We start from the raw sequence: 19,444 nt of genomic DNA on the forward strand, positions 1-19,444 counted from the left end.
TTGTAAGCCTCTTAGACAGACCAAAAAAATATTAAACACTAGCGGAGTATGGTTCATGCGTACAAAAATTAAAAGTCTCAAGTATCAGAGTGCGGAGGCTCAGTCCTTCATCGGACATGAAGTTACTTTAAAGGGATGGGTAAGGACGGTTCGTAACCAAAAAACCTTTACGTTTATCGAAATTAATGATGGGTCGACTCTTTCTAACTTCCAAATTATTGCTACGCCAGATATCCCAGGCTATGCCAATTTGATCAATCAGCTTTCAACAGGCGTATCTGTCGCTATCAAAGGAACTGTCGTAGAAAGTCCTGGAAAAGAACAATCGTTAGAAATGCATGCGACAGAGGTGACGATTATCGGAAAATGTGATCCGGAAGTTTATCCCCTACAAAAAAAACGCCATACCTTTGAATTCTTACGCACGATTGCACATCTGCGTCCCCGTACGAATACGATCGGTGCAGTCACGCGCGTTCGCAATGCGCTCGCCTTCGCTACGCACCAGTTTTTCCAAAGCAAGGGATTTCTCTACATTCATACGCCCGTTATTACCGGATCTGATTGCGAGGGTGCCGGAAAGATGTTTCAAGTGACGACGCTTGATCCTGCCAATCCTCCTAAGACGCCTCAAGGCAAAGTGGACTATACGCAAGACTTTTTTGGCAAACCGGCCTATTTGACTGTGTCTGGTCAGTTGAACGGGGAAATTTACGCTTGCGCCCTCTCCGATGTCTATACTTTCGGACCCACTTTTCGTGCCGAAAACTCAAACACTTCGCGCCATTTAGCCGAGTTTTGGATGATTGAGCCTGAAATGGCATTTGCAGACTTGAACGACAACATGGATTGTGCAGAAGCTTATCTCAAGTATGTATTGAGATATGTACTGGATAATTGCCAAGAGGATATGGAGTTTTTCAATAAGCATGTTTCTCCTGGGGTTATTGAACGCTTGGAGCATGTGATTAATACACCCTTTGAGCGTGCCTCCTATACCTATGCGGTGCGCGTATTGGAAAAAGCCAATAAGAGTTTTGAATTTCCCGTTAAATGGGGTCTGGACTTGCAATCTGAGCATGAGCGGTTTTTGGCTGAAGAATTTTTTGCAAAACCGGTCATTTTGACAGATTATCCCAAGCAAATTAAAGCCTTTTATATGCGCACAAACGAGGATAATAAAACAGTCGCGGCGATGGATGTGCTAGTTCCCAAGGTGGGAGAAATCATCGGAGGCAGCCAGCGTGAAGAAAGGTTGAGTCATCTAGAGGCAAAGCTTAGAGAGTTCAATCTGCCAGCCGAAGAGTATTGGTGGTATCTCGAATTGCGTAAATACGGCAGCGTCCCGCATGCAGGCTTTGGTGCCGGATTTGAAAGGCTCGTTCAGTTCGCAACTGGCATGGAAAATATTCGCGATGTGATTCCTTTCCCACGCTATCCTGGAAAGGCTGATTTCTAGGAAAAGTAAAAACCTGAGTGTTGGCACACCCAACACTCAGGTTGTAGCTTCTACAGCGCCCGAGCTAGGCTGAGGCGGCCAAGACTGCAATCTTTGACTGCTCTTTTTGAATATAGCGCGCCGTATGATTGTGGGTGGCTTCATTGATCCTATTTTCAGCCTCCACGAGCGTATGTGTCATGCAGCGGTGGCGAATCTTAAGCAGTCGGTTGATTTGATCGATATTCAATAGTGTAATGCGCGGATCCTGACTAAGTTTCGGTTCTACGTTGCGCGGGACACATAAATCCATAATCAATTTCTGCCCCTTCGCTTCTTCACTCACATCCTGATGTCTGATCAAATAATCTGGCGACTTTGTGCCAAAAATCACCCAGTCATACTGATGCCATGCAGCCAATTGATGCCAATCCAGTTGCTGAACACCATGAACGTGTGCTAATTGAAGTGCACGCGCATTAGATCGGTTGCAAATGGTAATATTGGCATAATCTTTCGAGCGCAGAAATCCTAAAATTTTCTGGTTAATATCAGATGTGCCGACAAAAAGAATGCGCGCTTGCGTGCAGCTTTTAAAAAAGTGCTTGCCGGTCTGCAGGATCGCATGTTCGAGGTTCGGCATCCCTCTGCCCAGCTGTAACTCAGACCGGATTTTTTTCGAAATCCCTAAGGATTTTTGAAAAAGAAAATGCAGTTCCTTTGGCAGGCATAAATAGCTTGTCGCTAGCTCATAGGCATTTTTAACCTGCCCCTGAATCTCGGTTTCGGCAATAATTGCGCTATCAAGTCCGGATGTGACGCGTGTTAAATGACTAAAGCAATCTACGCCAAAATAAGAATAGAGCTTATGATCAAATTCCTCTTTGACGTCGTGACGCAAGATACTCAAGAGATAGCTATGGGTTACAGCTAAATCATTCGAGCTAAAATAAACTTCTGTACGATTGCACGTCGATAGCAAAATGAAATGATGTTGATCATGGACAGAATGGCCGGCGCCAAATCGCTTTTGACAAGTCTTGGCCAATGCTTCCCGCAATTTTAAATCTGCTAGCTTATGATTGATGCCGACGACACCCACTCGCATAAGTCGTTGCTCCTTTTTTCGATCGCAGTTTGTCGTATCTATGGCATCTTTATAAAAAAAATGTTAATTCTTGCCAAATATACTTTTATCTAAGCTCCTTATTGCCATTCAAAACACGTTGCACAAGCCTTTATTCTAAGGCTTTAGCTTTGAAATCTGCTCTGCGCACCAAGCCAATGTTGCAGCTTAAAGGCACGCATGCTTTTAGAGGCTCCTTCAGCGAGGCAGATCGTAAAATCCGCACTTCGCAAATAACGGGCGGATAACCGAATCAAAAAAATCCTTGAAAGTCATTAACAAGTGCGATCTGCGATCGAGAATTTTTATCCCTCCTCATGCCAGTTTTGCGCTTTAACTTCACACACTCACAAGTTCTTTATTAATTATCCTCTTATAAAATCGAGATTTTTAATAAATAAAGTTTTGTCAAATTGTAAATAAAATTTTTCTTGGTTGTTTAATTATAATTTTAACTACTTGAATTAATAGTTAATTTAAATTTGCATTTAACGAAATGCTCGTAATATAAATTTTATTAATAAGTAAATTAATTATTTATTTACTATTTAATTAAAAATTTAATTTAGTTAAAATATTAAATTTTTGTTTTTTATATAAATTTATCTAAATGCTCGCATATAATGTTTTGGAATTATTTAAAATTTTAAATTATATGTGAGAATAAAGTATGTTAAATGCTTTTAATAATATATTTAATGTAGTTGAAATTGATTGGAATAATCATTCATTTCATAGTGATGAAGAAGTTGTTATAGATGGGAGTGTGAGTGGCGGTTTTGATGAAGAGGACACGCTCTTCCGTCCTATTAAATCCCAAAAAGTCAAATATTTTAGCAGTCCGAGCAGTCACGCCTCTCCTTATCAGCCAGAAGAATCTGTGAGCTGGAAGACGCAATGGGTTGCTCTTTCTGGCTTAGGAGGGATTAGGAGAAGGTTATTTGACGATGACGAGTACAGTTGCAATGATGATAGTTTTAACTCCTGTTTAACAACTCAAGAGGAGTATTCTGATTTCAGCGAAGAGGAGGTAATCCCTTTTCCGGATTTCGGCGAAGCTATGCTGGTTGATGTGAAGCAAGAAGAGCTGCCTATTAAAGAAGAAGAGGAGTGGCCCGTAGAAGTAGAGGGCCCCACGGAAGAAGACAAAATTTCGCAGGAACGCCTCCGTTTTTTTACGGATAAAGAGCCCGAACAATGGTTTTCCTTATTTAGTAGCGAAAATAAAATTACGGCTACGATTCCAAGTCAGATTGGCCGCATAAAAAAATTGATTTACGTTTTCAGAAATACAGAAAATAATAAATTGCTCATTGGAAAAACAGGTCAATCTTTTTCCGATCGTTTGTCAGGATATAAGCAAGCATTTAACTCAGATGAAGTTGATTTGGATGAGCAGGAATTTATTGCAGACGTTAGAAAAAATCCAGGCCAATTCGAAGTGGGAATTTTACACGCTTTGACTGAAGAAGAAGATCTCAACGCGTTTGAAACTCAGTTTATTGACTGTAAGGAGGCCGTTTGCAGCCTTTACAACAGGCGCAAAGGGGGGGCAGGTGGCCTTGCTCGCTCGGAAGAAAAGCCAACATTTTATGCGATTCCTAAAGATTGTCCCATCACTCCCGTTAAACGATATCCCTATAAAACGAATAAAAATGGGCAAATTCGGCTTCAGTTAACGCCTGGATTTCATAGGACAGTAAAAAAATTGTCCTCATCGAGAACCTCTCCAGCACAAGGTTTTCTTTACTCCATTAAAAGCATATCGAGCGAGAAGCGCTATGTAGGGGGAACGATGCAGGAATCTCCTTCGGATCGTTTAAAGCAACATGGTTATGGTGCCGAAGTTTACCATTCTGAAAATGAGGAAAAGTTTGATCCAAAGGCGAAAGGTGGCGCTTTGCATCCGGCAATGGGTAAAAATCCTTTAGATTTTACAGCTGGTTTTTTACCGATTCGTTACGATGTAGAGAGTATGTCGGACGAGGAGAAGGAAAAGTATCATATTGTTACCACACTCGGCGAGGCAGAAAGAAAAACGATTGAACTGGTTGGCAGCCTCGTTTCTAAAAAGGGATTTAACTGCAACAAGGGAGGAGGGGGACCGATTGCCGACTATAAAAAGAGACTATTGGCGGTTTGCAAAAAAAGAAAAATCGATGAAGTACTGGAATGACTTCTTGCATGAGCCATGTGATTGCCTGCAATCATAGGAGCCTTTTGCAACAATCTCATGTTGCAATAAAAGGCACCCTTTCGTTCAGAGGGTGCCTATTCCTTATAAGGGGCCGGCCTGACTGTGTGCTAAAAATTGCCGGATTTCTTCCACTGTCAGCCATTTGCTATTGGTATGAGAGGCGTAAACAAAATCGGGCAGAACGGGCTTGCCTTTGAGCGGGTAGGCTGTATGTTCTGATGGAATGCGCTCATCTGCATCCGCTATAAGCTCGGGCATGATGACGTAATGACGGTCAAATTCGACCGTGTGACGTGCATCGTCAGAGCTAATCATTAATTCGTTCAGTTTTTCTCCTGGACGAATACCGCAAATCTCTTTGGGCAGATGGGGGGCTAAGGCGTCCGCCAGGTCTAGAATCTTGATGCTTGGAATTTTAGGAATAAAAATCTCTCCCCCTTTCATTATTTGAAAGCAATGGCAAACAAAGTCGACCGACTCCTCTAAAGTGATCCAAAATCTTGTCATGCGCTCATCGGTAATGGGCAGTGCGTGAATACCCTGTTGAATGAGCGTTTGCCAAAAGGGGATGATGCTACCGCGACTGGCAGCCACATTGCCGTAGCGGACGACAGAGAAGGAGGGGAATCCTTGCGCGCCAACGTACGAATTACCAGCTACAAATAATTTATCTGAACAAAGCTTGGTCGCTCCATATAAATTGACCGGATTGACGGCTTTATCGGTCGATAAGGCAATGACTCTTTGAACGCCACAATTGATAGCCGCATCGATGACGTTCATGGCTCCCATGATATTGGTTTTAATAAATTCGGATGGATTATACTCGGCAGCTGGGACTTGCTTAAGCGCTGCGGCATGCACAATCATGGTGACATCCTTAAAGGCACGCATTAAACGCTGTGAATCGCGAACGTCCCCTAAAAAATAGCGGATCTTGGGATGGTCAAAAATTGGATCGCTACGGCGCATTTCCCACTGCTTCCATTCATCGCGACTGAAGATAATGACTTTGCGGCATGTATTTTCTTTTAAAATGCGCTTGGCTAATGCTCGCCCAAAACTGCCTGATCCGCCCGTAATCAAAATCGATTGATCTGTAAAAATAGATGACATAAAGCATTTCCAAGTTTAGAAAGTTAAAATAGATTGCTTAGAAGGCGTCTGCAAAATAGGATCGGCTTTGCAACTTCCAGGCAAGCACCCAACATCGGATTTTACAGACACTCTCCTATTCCGTGAGGAAAGGTTCTCTCCTTTGCGATTATGTAACAAATTGCTTTAAAATACGACTGCTTATTCGGTCAAGGAATTGGCAGCCTTTGAAATTAATTGCTAAAAAGGCTAGATTAGCTATATTCTCTTTGTTCACAAATTAAAAGATTGTAACGCATGGCAAAACATTACGACGAAAGCACAGTTAAGACCTTAGATGCCCTCGCTCATATTCGTTTACGTTCCGGTATGTATATCGGTCGTTTGGGTGATGGCTCTAATCCGGATGACGGCATTTATATTATGCTCAAAGAAGTCATTGACAATAGCGTCGATGAATTCATTATGAAGCACGGCAAAAAAATTATCGTTCAAGTCGATGAAGAGAAAGGGCTTGTTTGCGTGCGCGATTTCGGAAGGGGTATTCCGCTTGGAAAAGTCGTAGAATGCGTCAGTCAGATCAATACTGGAGCTAAATACAATGATGATGTGTTCCAGTTTTCGGTTGGGTTGAATGGGGTGGGTACAAAGGCTGTCAATGCCTTATCCAGTTATTTTGTTGTAAAGAGTTATCGCGATGGCGAATACGTAGAGGCGCACTTTAGCCAGGGGCATTTAAAAGAAGAGAAGAAAGGAAAGACGAGCGAGGCGAATGGAACCTATGTTGAATTTATTCCCGATCCCGAAATCTTTAAAAAGTACCGCTTTCAAAATGAGTATATAGCCAAGAGAATATGGCATTATGCTTATTTGAATGCCGGTTTGATCATAGAATTCAATGGGGAAGGCATTCGTTCTGAGAATGGCCTGTTGGACCTTTTAAATGCGGAAGTCACGGATGACCGCCTCTATGAACCTCTCCACTATAGAGGTAAATTGCTTGAGTTTGCCTTCTTGCATACCCAGAGCTATGGAGAAAGTTATTTTTCGTTTGTCAATGGACAGTATACCTCTGATGGAGGAACGCACTTATCGGCTTTTCGCGAAGGGATGCTTAAAGGGGTCAACGAATTTACGAAGAAAAACTTTCAAGGCGTTGACGTACGGGAAGGAATCGTTGGTACGATACTCGTACGGGTAAAGGATCCGATTTTTGAATCGCAAACCAAAAATAAATTGGGCAATAATGAATTGCGCGCTCCTGTTGTACAGGAAGTCAAAGAAGCTGTAGTCACCCTTCTTCACAAACATCCGGACATTGCCAACCGTTTGATTGAACGCATCGCTTTTAATGAGAAGCTCAGACGGGAGCTTGCGGCTGTTAAGAAAGAGGCCAAAGAAAAGCAAAAGAAAATCTCTTTTAAAATTCCAAAATTGAGGGATTGCAAATATCACTATCAAGACGCCTCGCCTCACAGTGAAGGGACGATGATTTTCTTGACAGAAGGGGATTCAGCGAGTGCTTCGATTGTTGCCACGCGCGATCCTTTGACCCAGGCTGTTTTTTCTTTGCGAGGAAAGCCTCTGAATGTCTTTGGCATGAAATTGGATCAGCTTTATAAAAATGAAGAAATGTTCAATTTGATGAATGCCCTCAATATCGAAGATGACATTGCTCAGCTGCGATATAACAAGGTCATTTTGGCAACTGATGCCGACGTGGATGGGATGCATATTCGCAATTTGTTAATTACCTTCTTTTTGACCTACTTCGAAGGGCTTGTTTTGAATGGCCACCTCTACATTCTGGAGACGCCACTCTTTAAAGTGCGCAATAAAGAGCAGACGCTTTATTGCTATAGCGAAGAAGAAAAAAATAAGGCCGTGAATAAACTCAAAAAACAGGTGGAAGTCACCCGTTTTAAAGGGCTTGGCGAAATTTCTCCTTCTGAATTTAAGCAATTTATCAGTAAAAATATTCGGTTGATTCCCGTCACCATTAACTCTTTTTCTGATATTAAGCCGACCCTTCAATTTTATATGGGAAAAAATACGCCTGAGCGTAAGCAGTTTATCATGCAAAATCTCATCAATGAAGATGGGCTCACATCGGTTCTAGCCGAAGCGTAAAAATAGCTTTCTGATTGCTTGAAAGCCTTCTAGCAGTTGGAAAGCATACTTTTCTTTATCTCATTTCTTGTGCTTATAATTTTGGATTTATGTAGGAATTGGTCATGGAAGATATTAAACAGCTGATGCAAGATCATTACATCAAATACGCTTCTTATGTGATTTTGGATCGTGCGATCCCACATGTTATCGATGGCCTGAAGCCTGTGCAGCGCCGCATTCTTTATACGCTATGGCAGATGCATGATGGAAAACTCCACAAAGTGGCCAATGTAGCCGGTCAGACGATGGCTTTGCACCCTCATGGCGATGCTCCAATCGTTGAGGCCTTGGTGAATATTGCCAATAAAGGCTACCTCCTCGATAGACAAGGAAATTTTGGCAATCTCTTTACAGGCGATCCAGCAGCAGCTGGGCGTTATATCGAGACGCGCTTGACTCCTATGGCTAAAGAAACGCTTTTTAACCCCGATTTGACAGCGACCCTGCCTTCCTACGACGGACGTCACCAAGAACCTGTTTGCCTGCCCGCTAAAATTCCGGTTGTCTTGTTGCAAGGTGCAGATGGGATTGCCGTTGGAATGTCCACGCATATCTTTCCTCATAATTTTGTCGAACTGTTAGAGGCTGAAATTGCCATTTTGGAAGGAAAACCTTTCAATATCTTGCCAGACTTCCCAACTGGCGGGATCATGGATGCGACCGAATACGACAATGGGAGGGGAAAGGTTCGTTTGCGTGCTAAAATTGAAGTGCGCGATGCCAAAACGCTGACGATTACCGAAATTTGCTACGGGACGACAACTGAATCGCTCATTCGCTCGATCGACGAGGCTGCCAAAAAAGGGAAGATTAAAATCGATGCGATTAATGATTATACGGCGGAAAAAGTTGAAATCGAAATTAAATTACCAAGGGGACAGTATGCTGAAGATCTCCTCGATGCCCTCTATGCTTATACAGAATGCCAGGTAACGCTCCACTCACAGATTGTTGTGATTAAAGACAATTATCCATGGGAAACAGACGTCGATTCAATTCTCCACCTATACACCGAAAAGCTGCAAGAGTATTTGCGCCGGGAACTTGAGATTGAGCAAGATCGTTTAAAGGAGAAAATCTTTGAGAAGAGCTTGGAGCAAATCTTTATTGAAAATCGATTGTATAAGCTCATCGAAAATTTAGACTCTTACGAAAAAGTTCACCAAACCATTACTGCAAGCTTGGTTCCTTTTCATTCTCAGCTGCTCCGGGAACCGACAGAAGATGATCGCGAGCGCTTGTTAAGCATTCCCATTCGCCGCATTTCGCGCTTCGACATCAAAAAAAATCAAGAAGATATTCTGGCCTATGGCGAGCAATTGGCAGTGGTTGAAAAAGATTTGAAGAGCATTAAAAAGGTGGCTATTCGCTACTTGAACGGGCTGATTAAGAAGTTCGCGAGCGACTATCCTCGCAAGACCGAAATTCAGGCGATTCAGCAGGTCAATACAAGGGCGATGGAAACCCGTCAAGTCTCGGTTGGATTCGATCCAGCCACTGGCTTTGTGGGAACGAAAGTCGTAAGCCCTCACGTCATCGAATGTACAAACTTTGATAAACTGCTGGTCATTTTTAAGGACGGTACGTATCAGGTCATCAACATTCCTGAAAAGCAATATGTGCACCATAACGGCAATAAAGTGGTCTATGTCGGAATTGCAGACAAAAAAACGGTTGTCAACGTAGTCTACCGAGATCCTGAGACACATTATGTCTATGCTAAACGCTTTATTATTGAAAAGTTCATTTTAGAAAAGGTTTACCGCTATCTGGATGAAGGGATGAGCTTAGAATTTATTTCCACAGACTCTCAAGTAACATTAGAGCTACAGTTTATTCCCAAACCGCGCCAAACGCTTGCGAAAACGCAATTCCAAATTGATAAGGTGGCTGTTAAAGGGGTTTCGGCAAAAGGCATTAGAATGGCAAATCGAGAAGTCAAAAAAATCGTTTTAGTCAAATAGAGGTCTCTTTGAAAATAGAAGTGATGCCCAAAGAGGGGAGAAAAGAGCTCAGGACGATCTTCTTAGATGGTGAAGCATGGAGGGATATTCACACCTCTATTTTTGGAAGAGATCCCTCTTGCCCTTCTTGTGCAACAAGAGCCGAATGGAAAGAAGTTTTTGAAAAATGGGAGTATCAAAGAGTAAAAAACTACGTCATTTGGCGTCTATCCAACCAACCGTACCATTCACAGCAATTGCACAAGCTTTTGCGCGAGCGTCTCGTGTGCCAACAAACGATCTCTAAAGTGATTGATGAATGCCTCTCTTCCGGCTATTTAGATGACGAGACTTGGATCGAATCTTGCATGCGCAGTCAAAAAAAGAAGAATGGCTTACGCTCTATTTTGTTAAAATTGCAGGCTAAAGGACTGACGGCTGAAACGCTGCAGGAGATTCGCTCGAATTGGAATTGCCCGGAAGAAGAAAAAGGCGCGATTGCCTACCTTCTTCGCACCCGCTATCGCAACAAGAATCTAAACGATTTTCGAGAGAAACAGAAGGTTATTGCTTCCCTCATGCGCAAAGGATATGCTTTCGAACAAATCCAAGCCGCTTTAGAGGATTCCACAGAAGGTGATTAAGCCTCTGCCTCTAACTGATTGCTCTAAAATAACAAGTCCAAAAAGCTTTGGTTTCTATTAAATGTAATAGGTTGCTAGGAATCGAGTTAATTTAATTATTAATTAATTTTTTACCATCTTAATTGTAATTTATAGATCATCGTGTTAATATAAAAATAGAGAGTAAAAAGTTTTCAGCTATTTCAATAGGCAGGTCGATATGTCAGACAATGTTAGCCCAATAGCCGGTCAGCAAGTAGCAACAACTGGTGTAGACGAGCAGGTTCAATCTAATCCAACCGGAGCTTCCGGAAGTGGGCTTACTGCGAGTTCGGAAGTGAAGAGTCTGGAAGAGTTTAAGAAGCGTGCGCCTGAGGTATATGACAAGATGATGATGGGTATTGCTACTGAGATTTGCAATAAAATGAAGGCAAGCCAGGAAAGATTAAAGCAGATGTGGCGCGATGCATCGGATAGGGCTAAGGGAAGCTAGTTAATAGCTCTCTCGCATTAATAAGCCTATTCCGGCAATCATTTCTAATCTACGCTTTGCTCTTCTGAATTTCATTTAGAGGAGCAAGAGTTTGGGTTGTTGGTTGTCGGAATAGGCTTATTAATTTTTAAGTTTCATTTTGCTTAAACAGGGAAAAGCGGTAGGATGAAACCATGTTTGACTATCAATTATTTTTAGCTTTTCCGAGCACTTCGTCTTATCAGGTGGCATTGGCTCAAGTAGCCGATCCTATCCGTTCTTTATTCATTCAAAATTGCGACGGCGAATATTTACAAGAAATTGTCCATCAAGGCCAAGTGTATCTTGGTAAACAGATGGGTGTGTGTGTCGATTTGGCGAAGCTCGAGTCGCTGCATATGCATATTTATAGTCTGCTCAAGCGTTTGGTTGCGGATTATGACTATAAAGGGCATCCCCTGGTCGTCTTAGCGATCCCTTTGTCAGTTTGAGCGTCTAAGAATTCAAAAATCCACTATTCAGACGTTTTGTATATATCATTATTTGTTAAAATCAGTTATCCTCCTAACCTTTAACGCTGAGTTTGTTGGTCTCAAGCGGATTTCTGGTTTAACAACCGACTAACTCAATTTATGAAATTTAATTGAATGATGAATACAGAAGCAGATGATGTTGACAGCTTAATCATTACCGAGGAAGAGGCGGGAGAGCGTCTAGACAAGGTGTTAGCCAGACGCTTTAGTGAAAAGCATTCACGCACCTATTTCCAGTATCTGATTGATGAGCATCTTATTTTAGTTAATGGGTCTCCAGTTAAGAAGAGAACTAAATTACAGGCTGGCGATGAAGTCGAAGTGCAGTTTGCTGCGACGCCAGAAGCTGATTTGAGTCCGGAAGCGATTCCATTAACAATCGTTTATGAAGATGATCACTTATTGGTGGTGAATAAGCCGGCTGGGATGGTTGTTCATCCAGCTCCTGGTAATTGGTCGGGAACGTTTGTGAATGCCCTCCTTTATCATTGTCAGCAGTTGCCGGTCCCGCCCAATACCAACAGACCAGGCATTGTCCATAGGCTTGATAAAGATACATCGGGTCTTTTGATTGCGGCAAAGACTTTAGAGATGCAGCAAAAATTGATCGAGCTTTTTGCTTCGAGACAAGTTTACAAGGAATATTTAGCCGTCTGCATTGGTCGACCGCCCGATGGAGAGATACAAGCACCCATTGGACGCCATCCCATTCTTCGCAAGCAAATGGCAATTGTTCCCTCAGGAAGGCCTGCAATTAGTTTTTGCAAGACGCTTGGCTGGAATGGCAAGCTGAGCTTAGTTCAAGTTGTCATTGCAACGGGGCGTACGCACCAAATTCGCGTTCATCTCAAATACAAGGGGACTCCTGTGCTCGGTGACGCTTTATACGGGCAAAACCCTCTCAATCTTTATTATAGTGCTCCTCATCAACTTTTGCATGCAGCGAAGTTGCGCTTTCAGCATCCTGTGACTAAGGAGCAGCTGGAATTTTTTGCACCCCCTCCTCCGGAAATGATGCGTTTTATCAGAAGAATCATTCCAGATTCATCTTATTTGCAAGATGAAAAGGGGAAAAAAGAGTAAGAATTCCAGTTTTTTGGTACAAGCTAGAATTGTGTAAGATGAGAGATCAATATGCGCCTTGTTATTCAGCGAGCGACTAGTGCAGCCGTTCATATTCAACAGCAACTCTATAGTGCCATTGGACCTGGGCTTGTCGTTTTATTAGGCATTCACAAGGATGATGGCTTAGAACAGGTTAAATGGTGTGTCAATAAGCTGGTTCATTTGCGCCTTTTCAGCGATGCTCAAGGCAAAATGAATGTCAATATTAAGGAAAAAGGGGGCTCCATTTTAGTTGTGAGTCAATTTACCTTGTATGGTAATTGTCTCAGTGGACGACGTCCTGATTTCCTGCAAGCTGCGCCGCCTCTGATCGCATTGCCACTTTATCAACAATTTATTGAAAAGTTGAAAAAAGAGGTTCAGATCGTGGAAACAGGCGAGTTTGGTGCTGATATGCAGGTGTCTTTAATCAATGATGGTCCAGTTACGCTCATCATTGATTCGGGAAAATAGCGTTTTATTTTTTTTCGCTTTGCTTGCATTCTCTTTGATTTTATGGAGAAAAGTTCAGAAATTCAGAGATTTAATAAAAAAATATTTTGATAGTTTTTACTAGAAAATTATATAATAATTCGCTATCGTCGATTTCAATGGCAATCCTGTTGTATTGCATACGACGTCGAAGGTTATCAACGTTTCATATTTGCAAAGGATCGAATTATGAAAGAATTTGTAGCATATATAGTTAAGAATTTGGTGGATCATCCGGACAAGGTTAAGATTAACGAAATCGGCGGCACACAGACACTGATTATCGAATTATCTGTTGAAAAATCTGATATCGGCAAAATTATCGGAAAAAAGGGGAAAACGATCAATGCGATCCGCACGCTTCTGATGTCTGTTGCAAGCCGCAATGGGATTCGCGTTAACTTGGAAATCTTGGAAGAAAATTCAAGACCCGAGTAATTTCCTTTCATTCTCTTGTGGCGTAATGTGTTGCTTAACTAACACTTACGCTTCTCTCTTACTCCCATCAAAAACCCTTTTTGATGGTTCGTTTTTATCTTTTTTAAAATTTTAAGACTTTTCTTGGTTTATTGTATTAAGCGCCACTAATTAGTTTATTCTTTGCTTAACGCAAGAGATAGGGAGTCGAAGAGGTGCAGAGATTTTCTGCCAATTAGTCACTCTTCGAGCTCTTGTTGTTTCTATTTAATTTATCCACACTGTAGGCTCTAAGATCTGGCTTAAAAGCCTCTAATACATGCATTCACTTTACTTTATAGGTGCTAACAAAAAGAGTGGGCTAGATATAGGAAGAATCAGATTCGATTGATTCCATCTGGCAAATCCCGCTTGGATGCGGGATTGTGAGAGACGGTTTGGCCGAATTTTAAAGTCCACAGTGACGGAATACAAATAATGAAAGCCCGAAGAGCGGCTAATTGGCAAGAAACCTGTGTGCTCTGCCTCATCGTCTGCATTAATACCCGATTCTCTAAGAGATTCGGGGTATTAACGCGTACAAGAAAGCTAAGAAATCAAGCGCGGCAAGAAGGGGGTAATCATCGATTTGCGGGAATTGAGTGCGCCGGCTTTAAAGCGCAAGACGGCAATAGGCATCCCTTCTTGGGTGTTGGGCGCGACTTTTCTTGGCACTTCCGGGAAGTATTGAGAAAAGGCTTGGATGAAATCATGTGCATTGGAGCCTAAAATGTCGATCTCCATGCTATCTTTAATTCCCTTCACGGCATATTGGAAGCCAGCTAAGAAACTATTTAGATGATCGTTGCCCTGTTGGGTTTCTGGAATCCAAAACCAGAGCTCGTCGCTGTGAGGGTGGGGGCCGACCATGTTTCGATACACTTCTTCTGCACTGGCAATCGTGCTGATCATGTGAATGTGTAAGTCAATTTCAGGATGCTCTTGATTAACTTCTTGAGACTTATTCAGCCAAATGGAGCGAATTTCTTGTGCATGATCGAGGAAATAATTGAAGTTGGAAGCAAATATCTTCGTCTGTCCAACACGTGCACATCCATTTTGCTCTTTGGCATCAAGGAAAATATTCGAATAATGGCCGCTGATGCAGAGAGCTAAATTATCTTCTACAGATGTTTCTCTGAAATCATAGATCTTTTTATAAAGAGAATACATGTCTTCTTGTTGCAAGATGCGCTGAGCAGCAATTTTTGTGAAGGCTTTATTCTTCGGGATGTCGTCAAAATGAATAATTTCTGTTTCGTAACCAACCGACAATGACTTTAAACGATTGAGGAGCTGAGCCACGCAGTTTAAGTCGCGATTGGAAACTTTTGTCAAAAGATCGGTATCATCCAAAATGGCATGTAGGTAACTTAAGTACTCTTGGAACTCACGCTTGGGATGGACGTAAAAAGCGTCCGTACGATGCGCTGCCATGCGGCGCTGAAGAAGGCGCTGCAAAATGCGTATTTGGCTTGGATTAGTCGGCGTAGAAGCAATGGCTTGAATGTGCGATTCGATTTGCTCTGGCGTCATGCCGCCCAGGCTGTAGTGATCGTTGATAAGGAAAGCTTGCTCAGCTAAGAGGACATTGCAGGACTGTGCATCGCCAATCAGGGCTGACGGCACGGATAGTGTCTTTAATGAGCTCTTGTGATGGTCTACGACGCTTATGACTTCAAGGTAAGAAGCCATTTTGACTTCTTCCAAATTACAAAAATCTCTTAAGCTAACGGTTCCAAGGCCTGTCATGCGCAGATCTCCAGCACGTACAATGCCGACAGGGAAGAGAGAGCCATTTTTTTCCGGAATGACAACGGTCAAAAAGTCGTAGTTTTGCATTTTATGGCGCATTTCATCGACGTCGCTGCGCAAGTTGATGTATAGTAGGGGAAAACCGAGGACCTTATGCTTGATTCCTAAGACAATGTCCAGCCGCTCTACGTAATTGCGAACGTTGTGAATGGCAGCATCCAAGTGATTGATGATTTTCTCAAGGCGATGGAAAATTTTTGGGCGGTCTTCTTTGAGTTTGCCCTGCTCGTCAAAAATATCGCTTGTTGGAAGAGACTCTACTTTCTGCTGAAAAGCGGCAAGCTCGGAAATCGACAGCTGGTGGAGTGCATGGATTAGATCGCCAAAAGTGCCATTCAATCCTTTTTCTACTCCTAAAATTTTACAGAAGAAATCTTGCAAATCATTTTTCTGCTTTTCATTGAATTCTAGGGCTGGTTCGCAATCTTTGATTTTGACGTCAAAAACAGAGGAGTTGAATGCCGGAAAGTCTTTGACTGAAAGATCGATCTTTGCAAAGAGAGTAATCAGCCGCGTGTGAAGATTGTTTTCAAACCATCTTAAGCAAGATTTAAACAGGATGATGATCTGGCGTACAATTTCGACGTCGGAGCTGCGCCAATCACCTAAGTAATGGCCGTTGTCATCAATGAGAATCACGGCCTTTTCATTGGAGCCATGATCGATCGTGCCAGTAAGGGTTCCGCCCACTTCTTTCGTCAAGAGTTTCTGGGTAACCATATCCATGGCTGTCAACGTTAATGTCTGGGCTGTGCGCGGTAAAGAAGTGAAAAGGCCGGGTCCAAACATTTCATTGATGATAGAGGTCACTGGCGAATCAGGCGGCCCGCCTGGCAAGCACCATAGATGAAGACCCGATCCAACACGTGCCGCAAAAGCATCAACCCAACCCCAAAAAGAGGCGACCATGGTGTCAACGTCTGGGGAAAGATGGGCTGCTACAAAATGGCTGCCAGTATAGACTCGATCCATGCCGATGGGGAAAAAAGCTTGATAATCGCCGCGTGGAATCCAACGCCCTGCAATTTTAGCACGGGTCTCATAGTTGTCGTGGTCGGATAAGTCTGAAAAGTTATTGAGCCAAAACTCGAACGAAGCCATATTCAGAGGCTCATTCAAGACTTTTTCGCGATTGATGCGATCCATAAAGGCTAAAACTGCGCCTAGAAGAAAAGACTTAGCTGGGGCTTCTTGAATGAGATCGTAAAGAGCGCGATTAACTGTTCTGAATCTCTTGCGCACGCTGAGAGCTAAAAATTCAGGCGATCGAAACGAAGCAATGATTGTATCGATGCTTGGAAACGCATCGTACAAAGGGATTTCATTTAAAGAGAAGAGCGCTTGCTGCGTTAAAGGGGAGTTTGCTTCCTGAGAATTCTTCAATGATTGAGTCATAGAGGACCATTATTGGAATCAAATCGGACTGAGTAGGATTCGAACCTACGACCACCCGCTTAGAAGGCGGGTGCTCTATCCACTGAGCTATCAGTCCAGAAGGGTTTAGGGCAGGTTAATGCGAATGATCGCAATAAAATCCAAGATAGTAACGAGTGTTGTTGTTATTTTCAAGCACTTTTCTGCTTCAGATAAAAAATACCCCAAGCTAACTGCAAGCTTTAGCGCGTAAGCCTATTCACATGTGCTGGGTTTCTTATCTTAGAGGGTGTGTTTGTAAATCCAAAAACTCCTGTGTGCAACAACAATGCTGCCAAAGGCGCCCAACCACAGGAAGCCTGGCTGTCCAATGATGTTAAACTGCCTCAAAGCGACTAAAAAAGCTGTATGCGTAATCGAAAAGGTGGCTACAAAAATCTTATGGGACCGCAATTCTTGCCCATTGCCAATTAGCTTATTGGTGGTGTGATATAAAATTTGCTTGCCGATAAAATAAATAGCTGTAATTGCAGCAGCCATGCCTGCATTGGTTCTAAACAATTTTCCAAAAGTAAAACCGACTGTTGCTTCCATGCAAGCCCCAATCGGTAAAGTAGATAAACGAGGAAGAGTAGGAGCTGTTTCTGCGTTCATGGTAAATCCTTTAGCTTCTGAATTTAATCTTCACTCTCTGAATGGATCTGAGAGATTTTTGGATTTTTCTGAATGTTTTAAGAAATAAGATGGTAATAAATCTAAATTAATAAAATCAATCAAAATAAGTAATAGTCGCTTTTAATGTGAATGAATAAAAAAATAGTTTGGAAAGAGAAGGAAGGAGTGAATGCCGTGCATTTTGTGATAGAGGGGATAGTGCACAAAAAGGTTTTTTTTTATTGAATATCCCACTAAACTTAAAGGACTTTTAAAAATCTGAACTTGTGCAAACAGGAGATTAAAGAGCAAACAAGGAATTTTGATTTTCCACGAGGATGACAGCGCACTCATTTATGCAGTAAATGGGAATGCCTTGCCTTTGGAGCTGAAAGTTCGATTGCGCTTTTTGCATGAGTTCAGAAATGATTTTAGCTTTTTGATGTACAAGACGAGTGTTTATGAATGAAAAGGAAAGCGATGGGATTCATCGGCTTACAACAGTTTATTTGAGCTTGGGGGGTAACCAAGAGAGTAGTTGGGAAGCGATCGAAAAGGCATTAGATGCACTGACCTTGCTTTCTGAGGGTTTTTTTGAAGTCTCATCATTTTATCATACCTCCCCTGTTGGAGATGAGAATCAAAATGCGTTTATTAATGTTGCGTGCCGCTTTCAAACAACACTTGCTCCCAAGGCATTGCTCGAAAAGACCCAAAGAATCGAAAATAATTTAGGTAAAATTCCCAAACCAAAATGGGCGCCAAGAGTCATCGATATTGATATTCTTTTCTATGGCATGCACACGCATCTAGACGATGAATTGGAAATTCCTCATCCTCGCTGGAAAGAGCGTCTATTTGTCCTGGTTCCTTTACTAGATTTAATCCCTGTATTATGGATTCAAGAAGGTGAAATGCTGAAGCATTACGAATTAGAGGGGATGATTCATACTCTTTCCTCGCATTCTTTGCAGTGGGTCGAACCCGTTCGAGAAAAAATAGCCATCAGGCATCCAAATAGTAGGTTGTAGAGCAGATAGACAGCTCTTAGGCAGATTTGGTTGCCTTATAGATAAATTACTCATTTGAATAACCCTCTACTTTATATGAGGCTAATATGCACCGAGTGATCGTTAAAAATTTTGCCATTGGCCCCAAAGAACCTTTAGTGGTTATGTCGGGCCCGTGCGTTATTGAAAGTGAAGCACACTGTCTCCAAGCCGCAGAAACATTGAAAAAAATGTTCGAGAAACATGGCGTTCAGTTAATTTTTAAATCTAGCTATGATAAGGCTAATCGTTCCGCTTTTGATTCTTTCCGTGGCCCAGGTCTCGAAGAGGGATTGCGCATTTTAGAACGAGTGCAAAAAGAGTTCGATCTGCCCGTAGTTACCGACGTGCATTCGCCCGAAGAGGCGCGGGCTGTAGGGTCGGTTTGTGAAATCATTCAGATTCCGGCTTTTTTATGCAGGCAAACAGACCTCATCTTTGCAGCGGCAGAAACTGGGGCGGTTGTAAGCGTTAAGAAAGGACAGTTTCTAGCCCCTTGGGACATGGAAAACGTGGTCAATAAGATTACTTCGCTGAACAATCATAAGATCATTTTAGTCGACCGCGGCACAACCTTTGGCTACAATAATCTTGTCAGCGATATGCGTGGAATTCCGATTATGCAAAGTCTGGGATACCCTGTGTGCTATGATGCAACGCATGCTGTGCAAAAACCAGGCGGGCTCGGCTCCATGTCTGGCGGCGACCGCCAATTCATCCCGGTGCTTGCTAAAGCGGCTTTAGCGGCAGGAGCAAACTGCTTATTCATCGAGTCGCATCCGAATCCTGCACAGGCAAAAAGCGATGCTGCCTCGGTCATGGATTTTAAAGACTTGGATCGGCTATTGCCTCAATTCAAACAACTATATGAATTGATTCAGCAGCAGGAATAACGGAAGGA

16 protein-coding genes and 1 tRNA gene are annotated in these 19,444 nt (G+C 42.5%); 12 read left to right on the forward strand and 5 right to left on the reverse strand.

The window, feature by feature from the left end; genetic code table 11:
- Nucleotides 1-55: 55 nt before the first annotated feature.
- Nucleotides 56-1,459, forward strand: a complete 1,404-nt coding sequence (gene asnS / locus PNK_RS01960; protein WP_032125010.1) for an asparagine--tRNA ligase — start codon at nt 56-58, stop codon at nt 1,457-1,459.
- Between the two features lie 64 nt (nt 1,460-1,523).
- Here the strand turns inward: asnS and PNK_RS01965 are convergent, their stop codons facing one another.
- The gene (locus PNK_RS01965) at nt 1,524-2,546 is read right to left on the reverse strand and encodes a glutamyl-tRNA reductase (RefSeq protein ID WP_059059967.1); all 1,023 of its coding nucleotides are present in this window, start codon (nt 2,544-2,546) and stop codon (nt 1,524-1,526) included.
- A 688-nt stretch (nt 2,547-3,234) separates the two neighbouring features.
- Between PNK_RS01965 and PNK_RS01970 the strand changes: the two genes are divergently transcribed.
- Nucleotides 3,235-4,740 carry a GIY-YIG nuclease family protein gene (locus PNK_RS01970; protein ID WP_059059969.1) on the forward strand — a complete coding sequence of 502 codons (1,506 nt, stop codon included), beginning with the start codon at nt 3,235-3,237 and terminating at the stop codon, nt 4,738-4,740.
- A 102-nt stretch (nt 4,741-4,842) separates the two neighbouring features.
- On the opposite strand, the gene pseB is transcribed toward PNK_RS01970, so the two are convergent.
- Nucleotides 4,843-5,877 (reverse strand): UDP-N-acetylglucosamine 4,6-dehydratase (inverting), encoded by a 1,035-nt coding sequence (gene pseB, locus PNK_RS01975; RefSeq protein WP_059059971.1) that lies wholly within the window; start codon nt 5,875-5,877, stop codon nt 4,843-4,845.
- Nucleotides 5,878-6,153: 276 nt separating this feature from the next.
- Here pseB and PNK_RS01980 point away from each other — a divergent pair, with 276 nt between their 5' ends.
- From PNK_RS01980 to PNK_RS02015, 8 genes are all read left to right on the forward strand, one after another.
- Nucleotides 6,154-7,986 carry a DNA topoisomerase IV subunit B gene (locus PNK_RS01980; RefSeq protein ID WP_059059973.1) on the forward strand — a complete coding sequence of 611 codons (1,833 nt, stop codon included), beginning with the start codon at nt 6,154-6,156 and terminating at the stop codon, nt 7,984-7,986.
- A gap of 104 nt (nt 7,987-8,090) precedes the next feature.
- Nucleotides 8,091-9,992: a DNA topoisomerase IV subunit A gene (locus PNK_RS01985; protein ID WP_059059976.1), complete on the forward strand. Its 1,902-nt coding sequence runs from the start codon at nt 8,091-8,093 to the stop codon at nt 9,990-9,992.
- 8 nt (nt 9,993-10,000) lie between these two features.
- Entirely contained in the window at nt 10,001-10,615 is a 615-nt protein-coding gene (locus PNK_RS01990; RefSeq protein ID WP_158021668.1) for a regulatory protein RecX, read from the forward strand.
- A gap of 199 nt (nt 10,616-10,814) precedes the next feature.
- A complete protein-coding gene (locus PNK_RS01995; protein ID WP_032125017.1) occupies nt 10,815-11,087 on the forward strand; it encodes a hypothetical protein in 273 nt (90 codons plus the stop codon).
- 173 nt (nt 11,088-11,260) lie between these two features.
- On the forward strand, nt 11,261-11,557 hold the full coding sequence (locus PNK_RS02000; protein ID WP_032125018.1) for a hypothetical protein: 297 nt from the start codon (nt 11,261-11,263) through the stop codon (nt 11,555-11,557).
- Between the two features lie 156 nt (nt 11,558-11,713).
- Complete coding sequence (locus tag PNK_RS02005) at nt 11,714-12,682, forward strand: RluA family pseudouridine synthase (protein ID WP_032125019.1); 969 nt, start codon at nt 11,714-11,716, stop codon at nt 12,680-12,682.
- A 51-nt stretch (nt 12,683-12,733) separates the two neighbouring features.
- The gene (gene dtd, locus PNK_RS02010) at nt 12,734-13,177 is read left to right on the forward strand and encodes a D-aminoacyl-tRNA deacylase (RefSeq protein ID WP_032125020.1); all 444 of its coding nucleotides are present in this window, start codon (nt 12,734-12,736) and stop codon (nt 13,175-13,177) included.
- Nucleotides 13,178-13,384: 207 nt separating this feature from the next.
- Entirely contained in the window at nt 13,385-13,633 is a 249-nt protein-coding gene (locus PNK_RS02015) for a KH domain-containing protein (RefSeq protein WP_011174907.1), read from the forward strand.
- A 567-nt stretch (nt 13,634-14,200) separates the two neighbouring features.
- Here the strand turns inward: PNK_RS02015 and PNK_RS02020 are convergent.
- From PNK_RS02020 to PNK_RS02030, 3 genes are all read right to left on the reverse strand, one after another.
- On the reverse strand, nt 14,201-16,861 hold the full coding sequence (locus PNK_RS02020; RefSeq protein WP_059059980.1) for a hypothetical protein: 2,661 nt from the start codon (nt 16,859-16,861) through the stop codon (nt 14,201-14,203).
- Nucleotides 16,862-16,885: 24 nt separating this feature from the next.
- Nucleotides 16,886-16,958, reverse strand: a tRNA-Arg gene (locus tag PNK_RS02025).
- Between the two features lie 164 nt (nt 16,959-17,122).
- Nucleotides 17,123-17,494, reverse strand: coding sequence for a hypothetical protein (locus PNK_RS02030; RefSeq protein ID WP_032125021.1), 372 nt, complete (start codon nt 17,492-17,494; stop codon nt 17,123-17,125).
- Nucleotides 17,495-17,955: 461 nt separating this feature from the next.
- Here PNK_RS02030 and folK point away from each other — a divergent pair, with 461 nt between their 5' ends.
- Both folK and kdsA read left to right on the forward strand, forming a co-directional pair.
- Complete coding sequence (gene folK / locus PNK_RS02035) at nt 17,956-18,525, forward strand: 2-amino-4-hydroxy-6-hydroxymethyldihydropteridine diphosphokinase (RefSeq protein WP_051981850.1); 570 nt, start codon at nt 17,956-17,958, stop codon at nt 18,523-18,525.
- Nucleotides 18,526-18,611: 86 nt separating this feature from the next.
- The gene (gene kdsA, locus PNK_RS02040; protein ID WP_051981851.1) at nt 18,612-19,436 is read left to right on the forward strand and encodes a 3-deoxy-8-phosphooctulonate synthase; all 825 of its coding nucleotides are present in this window, start codon (nt 18,612-18,614) and stop codon (nt 19,434-19,436) included.
- Nucleotides 19,437-19,444 lie beyond the last annotated feature (8 nt).

It is taken from the genome of Candidatus Protochlamydia naegleriophila (genome assembly GCF_001499655.1).
In the GTDB taxonomy this organism is placed as follows: domain Bacteria; phylum Chlamydiota; class Chlamydiia; order Chlamydiales; family Parachlamydiaceae; genus Protochlamydia; species Protochlamydia naegleriophila.

What these genes read in the sequence shown, in the direction of transcription:
- dtd (WP_032125020.1), top strand. Translation starts at nt 12,734, where the DNA reads ATGCGCCTTGTTATTCAGCGAGCGACTAGTGCAGCCGTTCATATTCAA.
- PNK_RS02000 (WP_032125018.1), top strand. Translation starts at nt 11,261, where the DNA reads ATGTTTGACTATCAATTATTTTTAGCTTTTCCGAGCACTTCGTCTTAT.
- PNK_RS01980 (WP_059059973.1), top strand. Translation starts at nt 6,154, where the DNA reads ATGGCAAAACATTACGACGAAAGCACAGTTAAGACCTTAGATGCCCTC.
- PNK_RS01965 (WP_059059967.1), bottom strand. Translation starts at nt 2,546, where the DNA reads ATGCGAGTGGGTGTCGTCGGCATCAATCATAAGCTAGCAGATTTAAAA.
- PNK_RS02015 (WP_011174907.1), top strand. Translation starts at nt 13,385, where the DNA reads ATGAAAGAATTTGTAGCATATATAGTTAAGAATTTGGTGGATCATCCG.
- asnS (WP_032125010.1), top strand. Translation starts at nt 56, where the DNA reads ATGCGTACAAAAATTAAAAGTCTCAAGTATCAGAGTGCGGAGGCTCAG.
- pseB (WP_059059971.1), bottom strand. Translation starts at nt 5,877, where the DNA reads ATGTCATCTATTTTTACAGATCAATCGATTTTGATTACGGGCGGATCA.
- PNK_RS02005 (WP_032125019.1), top strand. Translation starts at nt 11,714, where the DNA reads ATGATGAATACAGAAGCAGATGATGTTGACAGCTTAATCATTACCGAG.
- PNK_RS02030 (WP_032125021.1), bottom strand. Translation starts at nt 17,494, where the DNA reads ATGAACGCAGAAACAGCTCCTACTCTTCCTCGTTTATCTACTTTACCG.
- PNK_RS01985 (WP_059059976.1), top strand. Translation starts at nt 8,091, where the DNA reads ATGGAAGATATTAAACAGCTGATGCAAGATCATTACATCAAATACGCT.
- PNK_RS01995 (WP_032125017.1), top strand. Translation starts at nt 10,815, where the DNA reads ATGTCAGACAATGTTAGCCCAATAGCCGGTCAGCAAGTAGCAACAACT.
- PNK_RS01970 (WP_059059969.1), top strand. Translation starts at nt 3,235, where the DNA reads ATGTTAAATGCTTTTAATAATATATTTAATGTAGTTGAAATTGATTGG.
- folK (WP_051981850.1), top strand. Translation starts at nt 17,956, where the DNA reads ATGAATGAAAAGGAAAGCGATGGGATTCATCGGCTTACAACAGTTTAT.
- PNK_RS02020 (WP_059059980.1), bottom strand. Translation starts at nt 16,861, where the DNA reads ATGACTCAATCATTGAAGAATTCTCAGGAAGCAAACTCCCCTTTAACG.
- kdsA (WP_051981851.1), top strand. Translation starts at nt 18,612, where the DNA reads ATGCACCGAGTGATCGTTAAAAATTTTGCCATTGGCCCCAAAGAACCT.